This is a genomic window from Nocardia jiangxiensis NBRC 101359, from assembly GCF_000308615.1.
Lineage (GTDB): Bacteria > Actinomycetota > Actinomycetes > Mycobacteriales > Mycobacteriaceae > Nocardia > Nocardia jiangxiensis.
Genome location: NZ_BAGB01000171.1, coordinates 10,845 through 33,389, shown reverse-complemented (window position 1 = coordinate 33,389; position 22,545 = coordinate 10,845). Strand labels below are relative to the sequence as shown.

The following is a 22,545-nucleotide window of genomic DNA, read 5'->3' as shown; positions in this document are numbered from 1 at the left end:
TTGGAGGCGATATCCGATGAGCTCGACGTGCTGAGCATCAGTCGGCTCGACCCCGACCGGGAACTCCCCCGCACCGAAGACCGCCATATCGATGCCCGCGAGCTCGAGACACAATTGCGTGCCGAAGACCCCGAGGTCCGATACGTCATCCCGCTCTATGTCTACGACGAAAACGGCAAGCGGATGCGTGGCGCGAACGGCGACTACCTCGTGAACGGCGTTCAGGTCTATCGCAATGCGGGCAAGGTCTCCCCGACGGACGCATTCCGGCTCGACCCCGACCGGTATGCGGTACCACTTCCCTGGGTACAGGCCACGGCACTGGTGCAATTCGATCCCGAAAACGAATGGTTCGCAAAATATGCCGTAGCGGATGGCAACCCTCTGGTGTCAGCCTATTCCGGCAGTGCGGCCCGGATCTTGGCGCGGATCGGATGGATGTCGGTTCCCGGCCTATCCGAAGACGATATTCTCGCCGCAACAGCAGCTTTCATGATCCCCCATCAGCATTCCGTGTTGGAGTTCGTGCAGGGGCTGCGCATGCAGGGCATTGCACTGGTGGACGAGTCACTGTTCGCCGGCCCGCGGGTCGATCCGGACGACCTTTCCCGAGCCGTCGCCGCGAAATTCGGTTTCGCCGAACCCCCTTCCGGACGCCGGCCCGAGCCGCCGGTCGGAAAATTTGCGCCGCCGCAGGAAGCACGAGCCGCTGCCCACCGCGACGACGACACCGCAGCTTCCGGCTACATCGAACTGTCGGAGCTCGAAGCCCATGTCATCCGAATGGTGGCGCACGGCCGGACCAACAAGGCGATCGGGAATGTGATCGGGCAGCGCCGGGTGCGGCCGGTGCTTCGCACGCTGTTCGGCAAGTTCGGCGTCAACAGCAAGATCGGTCTGGCACAGGAGGCGCAGCGTCACGGACTTCTCGACGACACACGCTCGGATTCGGAGTTCGAGAGGGATATCAAGCAGGCGATCGCCGCCGAATTATTCGACACCTACGGGATAGAGGTGCTGGGGCTGGACAAGCCGGGGATCACCTTCGAGACGGCCCTCGCCATAAAGTATGCGATCGTCGACGAAATAGACGAAGTACTGGGACTGAGCAGATTGGAGATATCCAACGATACCCGCCTCTCTATCCGGAAAGCGATCATAGACGAGCTCCCCGGCGGTCTGCCGATCCACTTCGACGCGTTGGTCGTATCGCCATTACAAGACGGTACCGTCGCTTGCGTGGCGAGCTCGCCGCAGGACAATGAAGTCTGCATGTTCCTGAACGAGAAATACTTCGCCAATGCCTCGTACTTCCAATATTTGTGGGATCAGAAGACGGAAGCACCGGCCGGGGAGCAACCACTCCTAGGGGCAATTACCGGAATTGCACCGTACGACGCCGTAAGACATGAAATGGCCCACCTCCGGGACCCCGGCGCCCGGGTGCCCGCTGTAAGCAAGCGAATGACGGAGATCATCCGAGATCATCAGAAATCCGGAGAATTGCCGACGACCAACGATTACGGGTACCTGTACGACGGACTCGCCGAAATGCGCCGTGCGGGCACGCTACCGTCGGATATTCGGTTCGACAGGAAATGGGAATACGGCGACGCCTTGCAAGCGGGAGCCTTCCCTTACCTGATGACATACTTCGATGAGTTGAAGGCCACATACCCCCCATTCGGTGATACTCAATTCAACGACTGGATGAAAAGACTGGTCAGATACAGTCGGGGCCGCAAGATGGCTACCGAAGAAGATTACCTGTATGCAGCCTTCAACGTATGGTTCGATAAATTCAGCGGGCAGAAGGAGGAATTCGATGCGTGGGTGCGGCAATTCGGAGTTGCGAAGGTCACCGTCGAAGAAGACGGAAAGACCGTCGAGAAAGTCGACGGAAAGGCACTTTACAACGCGTGGTTGAAACAGCTCGATGAGGACGAGATACGTCGCATGAAGGAAGGAGAGGAGTTCCGCAAGGCGGGCCCGATCGAGCCCACCCTGGGCGATGACGATGTATTCATCCCGTCGGAGGCGCTGGCCGAGGCGAACACTGCTCTCGGGTACGGCGAACCTGACGATTTCACACACCCGGCATATGCCCTTCAAGCACATTTCCGAGGTATCCCGGTCGCGCAGGTGTGGCAGGAAGCGGCCGATCGTGGCATCGTCGCGCATGCTCGGCCGGACAAACTCGAATCGGTCCCGGCGCCGTCCGGTTTCCGTGCAAGCCTGGCCCCGAATGGTTCAGTCAGCGCGTTGGCTCGAATGTGGCGGCAACTGGATCCCGAAAATCGTTCGGCCTACACGGCACCAACACTGAAATACACCGATCAGAACGGTGAGCAGCGTTCCGCATGGGATGAGCTCGCCCGGCTGGAGAGTGAACAGCGAGCCCACATGCTGGGCGTCGACCACGACAGCCACGAGGCAGGCGACGGAGAGTTCTCCGAATGGGACCACGCCCACCCCGATGAACTGGACCAGCAGATTCAGCGGGTCTGCGAGTTGGTCTGGCAGCGAACAGCGCTCCTGCACGAAATCCGCGACACATTGGTGGCACAGCGTGGTTTTGCCGCACTGTCGGGCGTCACCGAGTGGGCCGCCGCAGGCGCCGCTCCGGCATATCTGGACGTGGTCACCGTGCGTGCGCGGACAATGGACGCACTGTCTCGACACGACCTCGACGGCCAGGAACGCAACCGACTGTCGGCACTGCTGGAACTCATCGCCGGGGTAATGCCACAGTGCGCGGTCATCGACGCCGACTTGGCGCAGGCGCATGCGGCAGCGGAGAAACTGGCCGCAGACGAAGCTGCCACGATTGCGGACGGGTACCCGGTGGGCACGACCGCACGGTTCGTCGGCGGCGGCCGGATAGAACTGTTCACACCTCACGGCCGACCGACCGGCCTGGGAGACGCGCTGGCAGGCGTGGAGCAACGCGGCATACCGGTGATCACGCGGCGGGTACGGGTCGACCTGGCCGGCCGGGTACTGATCGAGGACGTACCGGAAACGGTGCGCACATCGACCGCACAACGCATCGACCGCTGGTGGCAGTTGTCCGCCCCCATCGACGAGGGGTCCAGCCAGGTGCGCGCGGCGAACGAGCCCGGTGAGCAGTCACAAGCCATCCAACCGGCCCCATGGCAGCGCGCCACCTCGATGACGGAACCACGTGCGGACCGTCCGGACTGGGGTGCCCGGATCGCCGCTGCCACGCACCAGCTCACAAAACTCGGTGAGAAGACGCGCTACTCGGCGATCACGAAGCCGGACCCGAACCAGATCTCCTCCTGGGCAGAGGGGAACCGACGCCGCGAACTGTATGCCCTGGAGATGTTGGACGACGCGGTACACACCGTCCGTATGCAGGCGGCGGCCGACGCGGCACTCCAGTGGCTGGAACAGCTGCCCGGGCATCGGATCGGACGCTGGGCCCGGCTCGAGGGCAGGACGCTCAGGGTACTGTCGCCATTCGCCGATCCCGAGCATTTCTTCACCCCGGCCGCACTGAATATGTTGTCGCAGTCCGGCATTCAGGTGGATTACCGGCACATTCGAGTCGACGCCGACGGCCACGTATCGACCACCGCCCTCGGTCCCGCCCAACGCACGCAGGACGCGGATCCCGCGACAGCCGACGACTCGGCCGCGCAGGTCGCCCGTGAACTGATCGACGAGATCGTCGGACATCTCGACCGGCTGTTGCGGCGTCGCGGAGTCATCGATCGCCCTACTCCCGAGGGAATCTCTCTCAGCGATCTACTCACCGAGAGGCAGCGCTTGGTCACAGAGCGCGAGCGGGCGCGAATCGCGCGGGCCCTCTGGCGTGCCGAGTTCGATCGATCGACTGCGGAACTCGCCAGGAGCCGAGCAGACGCGGAATCGGTGCGGGCAGCACATGCGGCAGCCGAGGCATACCGCACTCGATTCGAGCAGGAGTTCGAGCGGCTGGACGCGGAAATCGCACGGCTCACCCTGCTCGCCTTCAATGCTACCGACGCAACGGCCTCGGCCGAGGATGCCGACGACCTGGCACTGCGCATTCTCACGCAGGACGAGATCGCACAGTCCGACGTCGAAGACGCGCACTCCAGGACACTTCTGGACATGATGGACGCGGCCATCGCGCGACTCGAGACCGAGGAGGCCGACACGCCATCCGGGACCGTGGGACCGCCCGCCGCGACCCCATGGCAGCAGATTTCTCCCGCGCCCGCCGACAACCCGGCTGCGCATCCGGAAACTATGGCCCTCGAGCGACCCGATGCAGCCCGCGAAGGCAACAAACCCACCAAACCCGCACCCTCGCAAGGCATGGACGGCTCGGCGGCTCCACCGCTGAGCGTCCGGGATCCGCTCGACCCACGCAGCATGAAACCGGCGCCCCCATCCGCACCGGCCCCCGCCGTCGAGCCGGTCGTGGACGGCGGCGTGGTCGCAACCGTCGTACCGACCGACGTGCACAGCGCGGAAATATTCGGCATGGGTCGCTCGCCGATCCACAACACAGCGGTCTGTGTCGACCGTGCACTGCACGCTCTCGGGCTCGGCGACCAGCCGGTCGATGTCGGCCCCGACGGGGAACCGCGCTGGCCGGCCGGCACGGTCGGCAGTGTCACCGAAACCGAAACCTATTCCGCCGCAGTGGTTGCCGACGCTGCCGACCTGCTGGCCGTCGGCGTCGACGCCAAAGACGATGCCGCCCGGCCTTTCCCACGGTTCGGCAATGACGTACGCCCCGGCGAAGCCCTTCGGATGCGGAAAGCCTGGAACCACGAGACGGTGCACTACAGCCAAGCGCTGATCGCCGCCAAGGACAGCGTCATCGAGGCAGTGAAAGCGCTGATCCCGTGGCCGTTGCAGCGCAACGAAATCGACGTCACATTCCACCCCGAGTCCGGCACCTTCGACGCCCGCGTGCTGGCCGAGGACCCCGAGGCATTCGACGCACTGCCCACCCTCCTCGTGCAGGGCCGCTGCACCGTCGAGGGCGACCTCACGGTCGCCGTCGCGGCCATCCCCCACGGGCGCGCCGAGCCCTCGACCTCAGCACGCGACGAGTCAGGGATGGAAGCGGATCCGGCAGCCGCTACCCGGAGCCGCTCCGATGCAGCGGATCAGCCGCAAGCAGCCATCCGTACGGTCGAGGCGCAACTGCGGCGAGCACGCGTATTGCGCGATGACGAGGCGACTCGGCTCAACGAGACCCGGTTCAACCGCACGGACAAATCGCCGACGCAACTGATCCTTCCGAGTGGTCTCGCGAACGGCACGCCCGGCGAGCCTGCACCGAGTGCACCCATCGACCCAGCCGCGTTGACCCCTGGTTCGGCGCAACTGTGGCGCTGGCGACGCGAAATCGCCCAGGCGCGTACCGAATTGGCCGAATTGATCGGCGTCGATCCGGATCTGCTGACTCCGGAACGTTTGCGCGATGCGATGGAGATCACGCAGGACGCCCTGTGGATCATGCGCGCACACGATATCGAAGAGGTGAAACGCGCTGCCCGACCCACGGAATACGGACCATGGATCGGCCACTGGATCCGCCTACTCGCCGCCGAGCAGAACGCCCCGGCCCCGGCAGAAGACGCGCGATTGTGGCAGCGGCGCGCCGAACTCCAGGACCAGTTGCGTGCGGTGCTCGGGGTACCTACACCGACGAAGGTGCACGACTTCGATGCCGAGCAGCGGCCGCTGGACGATATCAAGCAGTTGGGCCGAACGCTGGAATCCCCGCAGATCGAACGTCTGGCCGCTGCTGCCGAGCTGTTCGAACTCGACACGCTCGTCCGCCGGGCCGACCAACACAATCGACTACAACTGCGACTGCACGGGCTTCGCACCGCTGCCGCGGATGGTAGCGCCGAGCTCGTTCCCGGATCCGCCGGACCCGTCCAGGTCACCCTGGCCACGGCCGCGCCACCACGTGAGCTCTTCCTGCGGAACTTCCCCGAAATCCCTGCCGAGCAAGCATTTTCCAGTATTGACGACCTCGTCCACGCCTTCACACTCGACGCTGGTGAAGCGCGGCTTGTCCGGGACGCCTACGACCTCGGACTGGAGTTGTTCGGCCCGTTCTATGCACGCATCGCCGACAGTATGCTGCCCACCTTGCGTACGCGTGCGGCCCGGAATCCAGCCTGGAAAGCCGGATTCGCGCAGCGGGACGGAAGCATCATCGCCGCCGCGGTGCGCGGCCGGGACCCACAGTTCTTCGCCATGTTCTGCAGGGAAATCGCGATCTCGCGCCTATTGACGGAAATGCTGGCCCAGGATTACGAGGCACAGACCCGGACTCGCCTCCCACTTGGTGCGTCCTTCCGGAAAGCACTTACCGACGAGCAGCAGGCAAAGGTTCCCGGAACGTTGTTGCGCTACACCGAATACCTGAGCGACCTCGGGATAGATATCGGAGTGCCCGGCAGCGCCTTCACCCTGGTGGACAACGGCCTCCGTGGTCGGGCCGAGGAGTTGCTGAAGCATATCTACGCCGCGACCGCGATCGATGGCGAATACGCGTTTCTGTCCATCGCCCCCGACGACCCACATCCGGAAAGCAAAACCGGCCACCTCTTCCACCTTCCTGCCGATGATTGGCAGGGAGGACCGGTCCCGTTCCTTCCCGACGACGAGATGCTCACCTTCCTCAGCAACGCGGCAATGTATGTGATGGAGCCTCTGAGCAATGGGCCCACCCCGTCGACCATCGCCATCACCGAACACGGGCTGGAGACCGGCCCCGATCCGACCTGGCCACGCCGGTTCTTCGCGGATCGTCGCGACGAGCGCTTGCTGCAACCCCGTGTCATCGAAGCGGTGAAGACCGCGATTCTCCTAGCTACAGCGCACTATGCGCAGACCGGTCGACCCGGCAACCCGCTTCCCTACCTTCGCCAGACTCGATCGGCACTGCTCCGGGATGGCAACACGGATCCACGATTCGCCCTGCTGGTGTCGGAACTCGGCGCGACGTGGGATGTTCAGCAGGCGCCCGTGCGCACTCGCTCACAACGCGAGACGCGGGTAGTGCACACGACACCCGGAGCGGAACTGTCGAATGCATCGGAAGCTGATGCACCGCAAGCAGATTCTGCGATTACAGACGGCTCCGCTACACCGCGCGCCCAGGACCGAACAGTGGTCACCGACGGCACACTGCGGAATCCGGACGACGCCACCGACGAGGCGAATAACGATGTCGGCAATGCCGGTGCCGGCGTAGCGAACGAACCCGCGAGGAAATCGATACCAGGTGATGCCAGCGGAGACGAGAAACCAGCGATGTCAGCCGAGGGCCTGCGGCAACTGATCATGGGTGGCGCCCAGGTCCCGCCGCCCACGGAAGTGACGCGACGACTCGAGTGGTTCCGGCGTACGGCAGCCGACGGTGACGAGGCGGTAGCTCGAATCCGCAACGGTATCGGCTGGGTACATCTGTGGCATCATCCGGCCAGTGGCCGCGCGGATGAGATCATCGGCGCCTTCCGGTCATTCACCGCATCCGCCTCGGTGAACCCTGTGCTGCGCGCGATGGGGCGACGGCTGACGCCAGAGCAGCGGATCGAGTTCGCCCGACGCGAGGTCACCGCCGAGGAAGTGTTCGCCGCCGGCCGAAGCATCGGCTGGCCGGACACGCCCCAATTCCGGACCGAGGCGCAAACCCTTGCGGCCCAGATCAACTGCATGGATTGGGCGTTCCGGCACGCGGCCGCCTCGACAGGGCCGGTCAAGCTGTACCGGAGACTCGACAGCCTCGAGCGAGTGTTCGGCCGACGCGACGGGCTCCTCGGCTTCCCGATGACAGACACCGGATTGATGGCCGCCTCCGTGCTGCCGGGGCGCCACGCCGACTTGCCCGTCCAAGTCATCATCTACGCGGACACGGGTGCGCAGCTGATCGATGTCGAATCGACATCGGTCATCGACGAGGGGCTGGCACGAACGCAGGAGGCAGCCGAACGAGAGATCCTGATTGCGCGGAGTTCGACACTCGTGCCGCTCTCCGAACCGACCGTGGAGAACGGCCTCATCACCTTCGAGGCCGAACTCACGTCGCGATCGGACGCCGGATTCGATACGAAGATCGCCGATACGGCGCGATCGCCGGCCGCGCACAAGGATGCGTTCACGCACCGGCCCCAACCACTGCCGCGACAGGCGCCGCAGCCCGATCCGCGGCTTACGCGTGCGGACGATGCGCGCACCGGCGCGATCGGTAGGCGCGGCGAGCAATTGTCCGCCGGAACCGGCGGACGCGGCACCGCGTCGGACGGTACGACACCGATCTTGCCGACCGGAGTCGATCGAACCGCCGGTGCGGAGAAATCCGGCACGGCTGCGTTCGTCACCCTCGACACCACCCTGGAGCCCGGCGCACCCGCACCCGCACCCTCACCTGACAACAACTGCGTACGACGCGTAGCACTCGCCGAACAAGCCGCCGGGCTTCCCGGTGCCACAGTCCCCAAGCTCGACAAAGCAGCCGGAGTCCCCCTCGAAAGCGAACCCGGCGACCCGGGAATCGAACACTATCTCGGTGGCCGCGAACTCCAGCAACTCCGCGAAATCGACCCCGCCGACCCGCACCACGAAATAACCGAGAAACTGCGCGAACTCGGGCCGGGCGCCCGCGCCATCGTCGTCCACGTCTTCGCCGAAGAAGACCACGACAACAGCATCGACGGAAAACCCGTCGGCGCCCACGCATTCCGTCTCGTCAACGCCGACGGCACCATCGAGGGCTTGCCCGAGAACGACCCCCGCACCGTCGAATGCGTCCTGGTCCTCGTCCTGGACGCCGACCACAACCAGCACACCATCGAAGGCGCCCGCACACGAGACCGGCAGCACCCCAACGTATGGATCGGACGATCCTCCGACCACGAGCCCGAGGATGCCCCCCGCCACCCGGGCCATTCATCGGACCGACCCCGCGCCGCGGAACTCTCCGGTCCACCGGCCGCAGGCGCGACACCGTGGACTGCCCGAACACCGGATCCGTCCGCGACGCAGTCACCCACCGAATCCCGGCACGACGACGCGGATCCCGGCTCTCCCGGACACAGCACCGCGGACGACGCATCCCCGCAACATCTCGAACGCACGGCGTTCCGCACGGCGCTCGACGTGGTGGGCGACGAGCGAGCCGCCCTCGAGATCACCGCGGATGCGTTCGCGCGGGTCGGTGACGGCGAGCCGGACGCACTCCTTGCCCTCGCTCATGATCTGGCGGTCGAACACCTCGCGTTCGCTCGGTTCCGCCAGGCGATGCTGGTCGCCCTGATGGCCGACACGCAGGTTCGCGCGTCCCGGTATCCCCGCGCACTGCACACAGCGACCAGGTCGCGGCTGGAGCAATGTCTGGACGATCTTCCCGCGCAGGAGCGCGACATCCTGTTGGCGAGGTTCCGGGAAGGACTGCCCCGCGGTGAAGCCGCGCAGAGGCTGAACCTGGGCAAAACCGCACGCGGAGTGGAGGTCCGCGCTCTGCGCCGACTCGCGAAACTGATCGCCGAAGCAGCGGAAGCCGACACCGCCGCGAACGGCGTCACCAGCGAACGGGAGGACCCGATCCCCGGCCTGCTGCCGAAAGGGGAGTACCGGTACCGAGGCGGGGATTCGGGCCAGGATATGCCCGACGAGATTGCCCGCGCGCTCGTCGCGCAAGCCATACGCCGCAGATCGACGGCCTTGGCCGGAAAGAACCACGAGAATGTGGTCGTCGCCGACGGCCAATTCATGGTGCGCTTCCCCAAACGCGGCAGCAAGGACATCAGGCTCCTCGTCGAGTCGCGCGTGCTCGAACTGTACGCGAAAAAGGGTGTGCCCACGCCACGTGTTTACGCGGTGGTCGACGGTGTCACCATGCCCGACGGCACTGTTGTCGACGGGGTCCAGATCTACGGATTCAGGCAAGCGGCCGGAACGGTGGCCGACCAGCCGATAGTCTGGATCGACAAGGTGATCGACGCAGTCCGGATACTGCACAACAGTTCACCGAAGATACAAGGGGATCGTGCAGAATTTCTCCGGCGCATGATCGCCGAAGAAATGGCCACCTTCGCTTCGGCACTGCCTGAACTCCGCAACCGATTCCAGCAACTGGGAGTACCCGACAACCCTTTCGAACCCGTCATTCGACTGGCACGGAGACTCGGACCGACCGTGTTCACCCTCATACATGCCGACGCGCACCTCGGAAATCTTCTACAAGAATCCGATGACATCGTCACGACAGTCGACCACGAGTCGACCAGGCCCGGCGATCCGGCTTTCGACTGGGTCCGCATGCATTTTCTCACGCCACGCCCGAATTTCCGAGAAGCACTGCTGGAGAAGGTGCACATCGACAGCGATTTATTCTACACCTATTCCCTCTTCCTGGATATCCAGAGAATCATTCACGATGTCATCGAATTGACTCGTTCGGCCAGGTTCGGACTGCTCACCCCCGAGCAGATCGAATTCGTGCGATCCGAATTGCCGGATGCCTTCGACCGGCCGGGCCGAGAGTGGCGCCACCGGTCGAGTGTGACCAGCGGGCGGCTCTTTCGAACTCTGGGGGTGTGGGATCCCGCACCAGCGCAGGAAACCGGCACCGGCATGCCGCCGATCTCGACCATCGACGACGACACGTCAGCGGCGACAGCGCCCGCCGACTCACCCGTCACGGAACCTTCCGCTTCGGCGGCACCGATGACAGGCACTCCTGTCATACCGGATCTCTCCGGCGCCACACGCTCGGAACTCGAGGCCTGGGCCGCAGGTGTGGCCGTCGAGGATGCCTGGCGAATCCTGGCCGACCTGCGCGCGACCGCCACGGACCGGCTCGCTGCGGTCCGCCGCGGCGAAACACCTCCGACCGCGGACCTGACCGGCCCAGCCCTGATGATCAACGCGCTGATCACGAGGTTGTGCTGGCGATTCGACGAACAGGTCTCCTATCTCGTCCACCCCGAAATCATGGGACTGCTCAACGAGGCGACGCTGTCGGAGGTGGCGCGCCATCTCGCGGCCTGGGCGCCCGCCGTCCGTGAGATGTGTGCCGGGACGCAGGTGGTGATCGACACCGTCGCAGCCACCTCTGTCGGCGGCTCGGCATCTTATCCCCTGCATTCGATGCTCGCGCCGCTCGAGCAGCTGGCCTCGAACGTGGAGCAGCTCGTGCAATTCCTGCGCGGCACCGAAGATCCCACCGGCCCGAAGGGCCGCACCTCGATCGAATCCACGTCCGAAGATCTGATATCGGCTGTCGCCGGGTCGATGTCGACGACGACGAGACGAGAATTGAACTACTGGTACGACCTGGCCGACACCATTCTGCGCGCGCGATCGCCGCGGCCGAGCCGCCCGCACCGTGCGGACGCTCCCACCGCGACGACCGCCGAGCCGACCAGCGGCGTTGCACCCGAACTGCCCGGACCTTTGCCAACCGAAGCGGAGGCCACGGACCGGCCCGAACGGCCACGGCGGGCGCGCAACCAGATGCGGGACACGGGAACGGAATTCGCCTTCGGTCCCGCCGGGCCTGGGGCCCACCGACCACCGGACACCGGGTCCGAAGCGCCCGACCACACGGCGGATACCCCCGGTGATTCGGCACACGATCCGGATGATGTTCGCAAACCGGATGAGATGCCGAGCCTGAACAAGGTGCTCAGCCCGGACGAGCGGGCGGCGGAGGTGGCCGCGACGATTCGGGCGATTCTCGCCGTGGCCCCCGAATCGTTCTGGTACCTCCGGAAAATTCCGATACAACCTGCGCCGGGGAAGGCGTTCGGCCCGGATTGGGTGAGTAATCGAGCCGAGTGGTTCAAAAACCTCTTCTCGCACGATACCGAGAAGCTGCGGGACGTGGAGCTGACCGAGAAAGACCTCCTGGAACTGGCCCGATTGATCGAGCGTGCCCCCGTGTATCTGACGCTCACCCTGCTCGTCGCGACGGGATTGACCGTCGATCAGCTGGTGCGCGGGGGCAAGGTGAGCTTTTCCTCGCTGTTCATCCGGCAGGAGAAAATCGCGAGCAACGGCGAGACGGTCATAGTCTGGAAATTCCGGACCATGCCCATGGACACCGAGGAGGGGCCCACCGGCTCCGCCAATGACGACCAGATCACTCCTGGTGCCCAATTCTTGCGCGATACCTCGCTCGACGAACTGCCACAGCTCCGCGCGATCGCCCGCGGCGATATGGAGTATTTCGCGGGCAGGCCGATGTTGGACGGCGACGTCGATCTCATGCGCGGGCTGGTGGACAAGAAGCTCCTGACGGCCGAACAGTTCGCGTTCTGGGACCGATTCCGGAAGAACGACCTGTGGTCGGCGCTGCATTTCCCGGGCTGCCGGGGACTCGAACGCCAGAGCGACGAATATCTGTACACCCGGTACCTGTGCGCGTACCTGTGGTGGTTGATCGGCAGCCGGGCATCCGAGGAATACATGATGCGGATCATCGACCGCTATCTGGTCAGCACCGTCCTGCGGGAAGCCCCGAACCTGGTGCTGGGCACCGCGGCGGAGATCCTCGACGGTATCGCCGGAATCCTGCCCGGCGAATCCGGGCGAAGCCTGTTGAGTGCGGCGCAGCGCCTCGCCGGAACCCCCGCCCGCCACGCGGCGAAGGCGATCCGCGCGGCAGCGGGCTTCGCGGCAGACCTCGTGTATCCGTCCGCTCCGGCCCGGTCGGGCCACCTGCCGATCAATCATTGCGTCCCCCGCGCCATCACCCGACTCATCGACCGACAAGGAGCCGTCGCCGAACAGTTCCACCTCGCCGACGACTGGGCCGAAGGCGTGTCCTGGAAAGACCTCGAAGACGCCGGAACCTTCCACGGCAACCAACCCGACCGAATCCCCCACGACGAGAACCACTCCGGCCACACCGCACTCGTCGAGGCCATGATCGCCCGAGCAGACGGGAGCCCCGACGGCACCACCATCACCACACTCATCCTCGAACAACGCGGCACCACCACCGACCGGCACGGCATCGGCGGACACGCCTACACCCTCACCTACCACGGCGAAAACACCGACGGCACACACCAATTCGACATCGACGGCCAACCCATCACCTACCTGCACACCACCCACGGCCACGCACAATTCCGCACCCGAACCGGCGAACACACAACCCTCCCCCAACTGGCCGGGACCACCCACCGGGAAACCACGAACCTCTGGACACTCACCTACCACCGCACACCCCACATGCGGCAGAACAACACGCCCGGCCAGCTCCTCCACCTCCCCGGCGCGACACCCAACTCACCACCACCCGAAGAACTCCGCTTCGGCGCCGATTCCCGCCCCGAAGGCGAGAACCACCGCCCCGGCGAGGGCCCATCCGGGCACGGCCCGCCAACCCCACCCACGGCCGACAACCAGCACGAGAACACCGGCGACGATGGCTCCGGCCGAGCCGCATCCGTGGGCGGGCGGGCCACCACCGAACCGGCCGTCACCGAGGCACAGGCCCATGCGCTGCTGGAGCGGACCCGGGAGCGGGCGCCGGATTACCTGGACGGTGCGGTTGGGCTGTGGCTGCTGCCGGATCCGCGTCCAGGGCACTCCGGGCAGGTCCGTGTCAGGCGAAGCCGAGACCATATCGCCACGCCCGACCTCGTCACCACCCTGCTCGAGGTCGTCCCCGGGCCGGGCACCAATATTGCCGATGCGCTGGAAAACACCGGGCCGAGTGGTCACCGCACACGGCGGACGCTGTACGTCGAGGACGATGTCAGCGTCGAGGAACACGTCCCCGGACGAGGGCTGACGATCGCCGACCTCGTGGACGACGACATGACGTTCCTCGCCGACGACGCCGATGAACTGTTCGACCAACTCGTCCCGGCCGACGCGCCGCCTCCACCGGCGTCGGCGCCGACACGTGCCCAGTGGGAGCAGCACGTCCGCCGCGCGCTTCGCCTCGCGGAGGCGCAGATCGAATGTCTCGGACCGGGATCGGGATTTCTCGAGCTGCCGCAGCTGTACCGCACCTTCCGGCAACGCCCCCCGGTCGCCGGTGATGATCAGCCCGAACGGCTGCACCCGGCGGTGATACTCGGCAGCCTGACGCGCACGCCGGATGGCGAGCTGGTGTCGCCGAGCCGGGAGTTGACGGAATCCGGGCCGCTGGAGTGGGTGTACGCCGCATTCATCGTCCGCAACCCGTGGCCACCCAGGGTGCGCGAGCAGGTGCAGCTGTGGTGCCACAACCGCGTCGAGCGGTTGCGCGGCCGAGCCGGGCTGGCGGACTTTCAATGCTATGTCTTGCTCGAGGCACGAATCGCCGCCATCGACCAGGCTTTCCAATCGCCGCGCGATCTCACCGACAGCACCGTCCGGCCCCCAGAACTACTTGTGGCGTTCCGGCGGAATCTCGAGTTGGTCCGCGCCGCTGGTTTGCTGGAGGAGATGCCCGATCCGGCATTCCAGATGTTGCTCGACGAATTCTCGCGCCTCAACGCCCGCGAGTGGGCGTCGGAACAGGAACATCTCACGATTGGACACGAACCCGGCGAGCCGCTGGGCGGAAGTCTCACGACGACGGCTCGTGCGTTGCTGGAGGATCCGGCAACCGGCCGGACGAAGTTGAACGCACTGAACGGCACCCAGTACTGGTACCAGCGGCCGCACCGCCTGGAAGTGGCCGAGGCCCGCTACGAATTCGTCGACTCCGACGTCGGCGTGGTGGCGCGGCTGCGCATCCGCGCCGTGGTGATGATCGGCCGGGCGGAATTCGGCGATGTGGACATCCGCTTCGACCTCGACGCCGCCGGGACTGTCACCGCATACGTCGATCCCGGCCCGCCGTCGGAGTTCGTTCCCCTGTACCAGCCTCGTCTGGACAGCGCGAAGCGAGGCTCGTTCCTCGACATGGTGCGCCACTTCGTACGCGAAGCGGGTGCGGATGTGCTGCGTATGAAAATTGCCGACGACCCGGCGAGCCCCGCCGTGAACCAGCTTCACCCGATGCTGCAGGCAGGATTGACGCCGGTCGTCGACGCACCGCTGTGGCTGAGCGAACCGTGCCGGGCCGTGCCGAGCGCGCCGGCCCCGGCCGAGTCACGCATCGCTCGACGGCTCAGCGGCCTTCCGGTCGTCGAGGTGCTCGAACAGGTGAAGGCCACCGACCCGGACGAGTACGAAAACCAGTGCGGCGTCTGGCACCTGCCGCTCTCACCCGAGACCGGCTCGGCCGGCCCGAAGGTGACGGTCCGGGTGTATCTCCCCGATGCCGAGCAGCTGAACTTCGATCTGGACGGGCTGGCGCTGTCGGCGGAGGACTCCTCGAACCAGTTTCACGCGGCCGGGGTACAGGGCCCGCGGCTGCTGTTCGACTCCCTGGCACCGCGCTACACTGCGGATTTCCGCACCCAGGTCACGATTCACGAGTTCGTGCCGGGCAAGGTTCCGGAGTCGAAGGACGGGTGGAAATCCCTGACCGAGGAGGTCTTCCCCGAGCTGTATCGGCTGCACAATGTGCCGATCCCCGCCGGTCCGACCACCACGCAACAGCATTGGGACGCAACCCAACAGCGCCGGATCCGCGACCTGGAACACAACGACGTCGACCACAGGCTGGACGCGCTGATCGGCGGGGTGCCCCTGTCCACCACGTGGATGCCGCTGGCCGCGGATGCGACGGCGAGCCGGATGGGGTTCTGCCACGGCAACCCGCGCCGGCGCAAGATGCGGCGCGGTGCGGACCACCGCATCGGATTCACCGACGCCAAATCCTCGCAATATGCCCCGATCGCCTGGGACTGGGCCCGGTACTACCTCGGGAACGACTGGCTGGTCCCGGGCCGGCCGGTCCCCGAGGACTGGCTCGACGACGGCGTGCACGATCAGATCGAAGCGTGGATCAGGGATATGCTCACCGCCCACTACGCGCCCGAAGCGGCCACCGACTTCGACCGCTACGTGCTGTTGGAGGCGCGGAAGTCGGTCGTCGGCGACGCGTATCGGCTGCCCAAGAAGATCGCCGCGAAAATGGTGACGGTCGAGGAGGTCCTGCCCGCCTTCTACCGCAATATCGTTCGCGTCTGCAGAGCCGCGGGCGTGACCCCGCCCTTCGATCAGACGCGGGTCGAGCAACTGCTGCTGGAATGGACGGAGCGCGAACTGGACCTGCCGGACGCGGCAGCCGCCACCGCAACCGCCGCCGAGGTCCGTACCGCACCCACCGCGACGGCACCCCAGCCCGAGTGGGCGCGACGACTGTTCCGGGTCTTCCGGCGTTCCGGTACTTCCTTGGGGCCCAAGCAGATGCGGGACTTCCTGGACGGTATCCGGCGCTGGGACGGGCCACCGCGGCTGGAGCCCGCGCGGGTCCGCATCGAGTATCCGAGCCAGGGCGGCGTTTCCGCCCGGATGCGCATCGATGCCGTCGTCATGGACGGCACCCGCGAATACGGCGATGTGCAGATCACGCTGGATCTGGACGACTCCGGCAGAATCACCGCCACCTGCCACCGCGCCGACAAGTACACCCCGATCGATCACCTGGCGCTCGACTTCGCCCGCGCGGCGGGTGCCGACCGGCTCCGGATGGAGGTCACCGACGGGCCGGGCGCGGCCCGAGCCGGATTCGAGTGGGACGAGAAGCATCTCGATGCCATCCGGGTGGCAGTCGGTGAGGTGCTGAGTTCGCTCGAGCACGGTGATGCCCAGGTGCCGGTGAGCATCGGCGAGTGCAGCAGCCGACTGCGCGCGGGTGATCTCCCGACACCGCGAGAGTTGCTCGACGCCGGGGTGGATCTCGATGACGTCGCCAACCGTCTCGGCCCCCTCCCCGCATCGTGGTGGGGCACTGTCGAAGTGACCCGCGCGTCCGACGCGGGGGGCGCCGTGTGGCGCGATCCCGGACTGCCGCAGACCGAACCGCCCGCCGAGCAACCGCCAGTCCCCGCGGCGTTCGACCTCGAGATCCAGAACCACGGCGACCTGGATCGGGAAACGGCCAAGTCCTTCGCCAGGATGCTGCTGCGTGCCGGGCTCCGCCCTCCGGACCTGTGGGGAAACAACAAGATGGTGTGGTTCGACCGGGACGACCACGGTGATCGGGTCGTCATCTCCCGGATGCTGCCGACGACCGCTGTGGCGAAGGATCTGACCATCAATCCCCGTCGGCAGGATGGCGTCAGCCGCTTCTTCCATCACCTCGCGTTCGCCCCGGACCAGGCCAAGGAGCTTGCCGCGGAGGAGGCCGCCGCCCCGGAGAAATTGTTCGAGTACGGGCCCTACCAGATAGAACAGTACGTCGGTGTGCGAACCCCGGAGCCGACCGATCCGGACTACGAAACGATCGTGGACCGGATGTTCGCGGTGAAGCGCCGGATGCTGGAAATGGCGGTTCCCGCGGACGCGACGAAGCGGTCGGTCACCGAACATCTGCATCTGTACCTGGACATCCAGCGGCGCGATTATCGCAAGCGCGCGCCCTGGCTGGACTCGCTCATCCAGCTTGCGCCACATCAGGTCTGGTCGCCGGACACCGACGACGAGGTGTGGCGACCGAGCCTCAACCACAACGATATGACCCTGGACAATGTACGCGTCGACGAGGACGGCACGATCCGGTTCATCGATTGGGACAACGCGGCGATCGGCCACCCGCTGTGGGACTACGTGACGATGCTCTGGACGAACTGGCCGCCGGACCGTGCCGAGGTCATCGAGAACAAGATCAGGGACGAGGTCCGCGATCTCGAGGCCCACGGTCTCATCGGCGCGGGCGCCGAGGCGGAGCTGGACCGGCTGCTCACGATGGCGGCCCTCGACTCGCTCTACGCCGACTCCCGCCACTTCGTCGAACGTATCGCGAGAGATCCCGGCAAGCTCGACACGTTGGCCGGGCGGTTCTACTCCGATTATCGGCGGCTGTGCCGTCTGCTCGACTGGCAGCCGCAGTCGCCGGAGGTGGTCCGGGGGCTGCTGCGGCAGGACGCGGACGCGCTGCGCGTGGGGCAGGGAGCACAGCCGCTGCCCGGAGAGCCTGCCGTGCGCGCGGGTCCGCCGGGGAAAGCGCGTCCGAAGCCGGTGCTACCGGCCGACGAACTCCCCGATGACGCGGAACTGCGCGCCGTCGTCACCGGCCTGCTGGCGCAGCAGTACGGTCCGCTCGAGCTCGCCGTGCGGCCGACCGCCGCGAAATACACCGGCGACGCGGAGAACCGGCGCCTGACCGTATCGGCGACGATCGTCGCGGGACTCCCCTCCGACCGCGACGAACCGGGCGATATGCGGTTCCATCTCCGTCGCGACGAGAACGGCCGTGTCACAGTGACATTCGACCATCTCTTCGTCGACGAGTCCGTCGCCGAAGATTTCGCGCAGCATTTCCTGCCGCGGCTGCGCCGCGCGATCGGCGCCGGTGGCCGGATCGTCGTCCCTGTCCACGGCCGGGCGGGCTTCCGCATCGCCGCGCAGCACGGCCTGCGGCTGGATCCGGCGCCGGACCATCTGGCCGAATCGCGGGAAAGCACTGCCGCCCTGCTGAACTCGTGCGATCTGCGGGTCGTGGCCGATCCGATGCTCGACCGATTCGATCGACCGGCCGAGGCACGGCCCACCTTCCCCGAGCTGGCGGCGTATCTCGAGCAGTCGCCGGACCAGTGGCCGGACGAGCACCAGTGGTGGGGTGTGCTCGACGGAGTGGACGCGGACGAGGCGCCTGCGGGCACGCCCGGCCCGGCACCCCAGCAGGCGCCCACCGCGACTCCCCGGCCGAAACCCCGTGCGGCACGGCAGGATACCGATACCGACGATCCGCCACTCCCTGGACCGCAGGTCGAATTCATCGCCGCCCTGGTGCGCAACCGGGCCTCGTTCGCCGGAAATCATCACGGGGTGTGGGACATCACGATGCCGAACGGCCGCCATGTCGTCATCCGGGTGGCCATCGATACGCCGAACCCCAATTTCGACCCGCGGATCGGCCTGGTCTTCGGGGAGCAGAAGGCGGTGAAGCTGTTCCGGATGGCCGGTGTCCGGGTGCCGAAGCTGCTCCACGTCGGCACGCAGGACACCTACCCGGAGAATTTCCTGATCCATGAGTATCTGGACGGCAGCCATCCCACCGCAGACCGCCCCTGGCCGCCCCTGGCCGACCCGGACGGCAGCGATCCCGCCCCGAACCAAGCCTGGCGACACCTGGCCGAGGCCGTATTCACCGAACTCGATCGGGTCCACGCGCTGCACGCGCAGGACTGGGGCGACACCGAACACGTCCGGACGCTGCCCAACCGTGCCGCATGGGAGCAGGGACTCGTGCGCGAGGTGGCCCGGATCCCGCTCGAGTACGACCGGAAACATCCGCGCGACCCCGAAGACTGGACCGACCGATTGCACGGCGAACTCGGCATGCCCGGCCTGCACGAGATCTTCACCGTCCGGCCCGACTCCCCCGACGACGTGCGACTCGGTGTCCTGCACGGTGATCCGACGTTCGGCAACATCATGTGCCTGGGCCCCGGCAGAGATCGGATCGCGCTCCTGGATCTGGAGCTGTCGCAACCGGGTTCGCCGGTGTGGGATTACGTCGCGTTCGCCACCCGGAACCCGTGGCCCGCCGATGTCCGCAGCGACGTGGAGGACTGGTGCCGCCGCCGGTTGCGGGAGAACTACGGCGAGAACGCCGTCGCGGACTTCGACCGGTATCTGGTGCTGGAGGCGTGGAAGTCCGCCGCGGGCGACAGCTTCCGGCTGCCGCTGTTGGTCGCCGCCGGTCGGATGTCGGTCGAGGACGCGGCGAAAGCATTGCACCGCAACCTGGCTCGGGTATTCGGGGTGGCGGGACTGCCGATGCCGTCGCTGCGAGAGATCCAGAGTCGTATCGAACAGTGGGCGCGTCGGCTGGTACGGCTGCACGATCAGGAGTCCGCCGAGCCTGGACCGGTCGAGCACGGTGCCGAGACGGCGACCACGACCCGCACATCGCCACAGCGGTCGATACACGACCTGTTGTCGATCGACGACGACGAGGGTGACGCGGAGGAGGATCTGTGGGACGCCCTGGTCGGCATGCAGCGCGCCGACGGGCCCGCCCGGCTGGAACCGGTGCAGGCCGTGTTCGAGCCTCTCGAAGATGCGGACACCGGCATCGCCCGCCGCATCCGGATGCGCACCGTGCTGATGGACGGCCCCCGCGAATTCGGTGTGGTGCCGATGGTTTTCGAACTCGACGAGACGGGCCTGGTCACCGCCCGCCCGGAACTCACCGCCGACCTCGACCGGCTCGCCGGCGAATACGGCGGACCCTACCTGCTCGGCGTCGCCGAGGACCTGGCCCGTCGAATGGGCGCCGACGCGATCTCGATCGAGGTCACCGGCACAGAGAGTGTGCGGGCGGTACAGCACGGATACGGCTGGGACTCCCATCCGGGCAGGAAGGCCGAGTCCACCGCCTCCGTGCACGCCACCATCCGCGCGCAGGCGCCCGAGGGCGCAACTTCCGCGGAGTCGCCGGGGCCGCTCCCGGCGACTCCGCAGGAGTTGCGCCGCCGGACCGGACCGGGAGTGCTGCGCGCCGCCCGGTGGTGGGCGAGCAAGGATCTCACCGATCGCGCGGCGCAACGCCGCACGCCGGGCGAACAGGGACCGGTCCCGCCGCCGACACCGCTCGAATGTCGCACGGCCACACGACATCCGAGCGGCGAGGAATTCCTTCCCGACGCCACCGAGGCGGCCGGGGACGGCCGCATGACACCCGAACAGGTGCTCCAGATCTCGGTGACGACCGCGATGGAGGCGCCGCACGCCCGGGGTCACTACACGCATGTCTGGTGTGTCACCGACAGCGAAGGAAGGACGTGGAAGGTGCGACTCGTCGTCGCCGAGCCCGGCGACAAGGACCTGGCAGCCAATCCCACTCATCCCAAACTCCTTGCCGGAGACCGGGATTTCCACGCCATCGCGCTGACCGAGGACAGCGGCGAGGACCTGGCCCGCCACGGCGGCGTCAATGTCCCGGAGAAGATGGCCCAATGGGGCAGTCTCTCGGACGGCCGGGGTGTCAGTTCGATTCGCCACATGGGGCCGGGGCGCATTCCCTCGACCCGAGACCATGATCGGTTCGACACCCTGGCCGCCGTATTGCGGCAGCTACGGCAGATGCAATCGGTCGAGCTTCCCCCCGAACTCGCCGCGCGCACCGTGCCCGAACACGAGCAGCTGTTCCGCAGTATGCAGCGGATCAAATACGAACAGCGCCACCCGTTCCTGGACGCGCTGCGGATACCGATGCCGAACGAGATATCCGTGCCGGGCGACACCACCTGGCCCGAGTCCGGCCTGAGCCACGGCAACGTGACCTTCCGCAACACGTGGCTGCAGCCGGACGGCGAAGTGGCACTGGACAACTGGAATCTCACCGGCGTCCGCCACAAGCTGTGGGACTACGTGACCATCTTCTGGAATCCCTGGCGGAAGGATGATCTCGGCGAAGTGACCCGCATGGTCGAAGCCGAAATCGAGGACCAGTACGGCGAAGACGGCAAGGCCGAGTTCCGGCGGCTGCGCGCGATCGCCGCCCTCGACTCGCTCTACAGCGACTTCGAAACCTTCGCGCAGAAGATCCGCAGGGACTCCCGCCAGGCCGAAGCGCTGACCGAGCGCTACTACTCCGACTACCGCACGCTGTGGGAATACGCCGAACGCGTCGGGCTGTGGCCGTCGCGCGGTGCGGAAGCGTTGCCCTTCGAGCAGGTTCGCGACCTCATGATGCATGCGGCGAATCCGAGCCTGTATCCGCGGTCCGCCCTGCTCGAGGCCGACCTGGACACGAGTGGGCTACCGGAGCCGGCGCCGCAGGATCAGGCGGCGCCCGCTGCGGACCTGTCGCGCGTTCCGGCCATCCCGGAGCTCGCGAACCTCCGACCCGAGGAACTTCTGCCGAGACTGTCCGGACTCCAGCAGCGGTTCGGCTCCGGCATCGAACTGGTGCTCAACCGTGTCGAACATGTACGCACCGGCGAGGTCGGTTACGTATCCGGGGTACGGATTCGCGGCGTGTTCGTCACCCGCAACGGCACACCGGCCGAGGTGGGCGATCTGGACCTGAGCATCGAATGGGACGACGACGACCGGCTCGTCGCCCGATTCGACAACCTGTGGATCGAACCGTGGCACGACCGCACCGGATGCAGCGACGACGTCCTTCCGACGCTGCGCGACTACCTCTTCCAGCGCTGCGAGGTGGAAGAGATCAGCATGACGGTTCGTGGTCAGCGCGGAGCCGCGACCGCGATCAAGCTCGGGGTCGACTGGGACGGCCGGGCCGATCCGGCCCGCCTCCGCGAGTGCATGCGGGCGCTGGCCCAGCGTATCCGCGCCCACCTCACACTGAACCCGGATCTGGTGGTCACCCCCGCACTGCGCGAACTACTCGGCGAGCTCGACTTCCCGAGGAACGGCCGCTACCCGACCCCCGCCGAGATAGCCGACCGCATGCCGACGAAGCCGAGGAAGTTGAACGCGGACATCTTCTTCGAAGGGTTCGCCTGGAAGGGCGTACTGGTTCGGTAG

The 22,545-nt window shown here is 66.4% G+C and carries 1 protein-coding gene (cut by a window edge); it reads left to right on the top strand.

All coding sequences use genetic code 11. The features are described from left to right. On the top strand, nucleotides 1–22,545 hold the 3' portion of the coding sequence (locus ON40_RS43905) for a LuxR C-terminal-related transcriptional regulator (RefSeq protein WP_157186813.1). It extends 25,659 nt beyond the left edge of the window; only the last 22,545 of its 48,204 coding nucleotides appear in the window; the start codon falls outside the window, past its left edge; the stop codon is at nucleotides 22,543–22,545.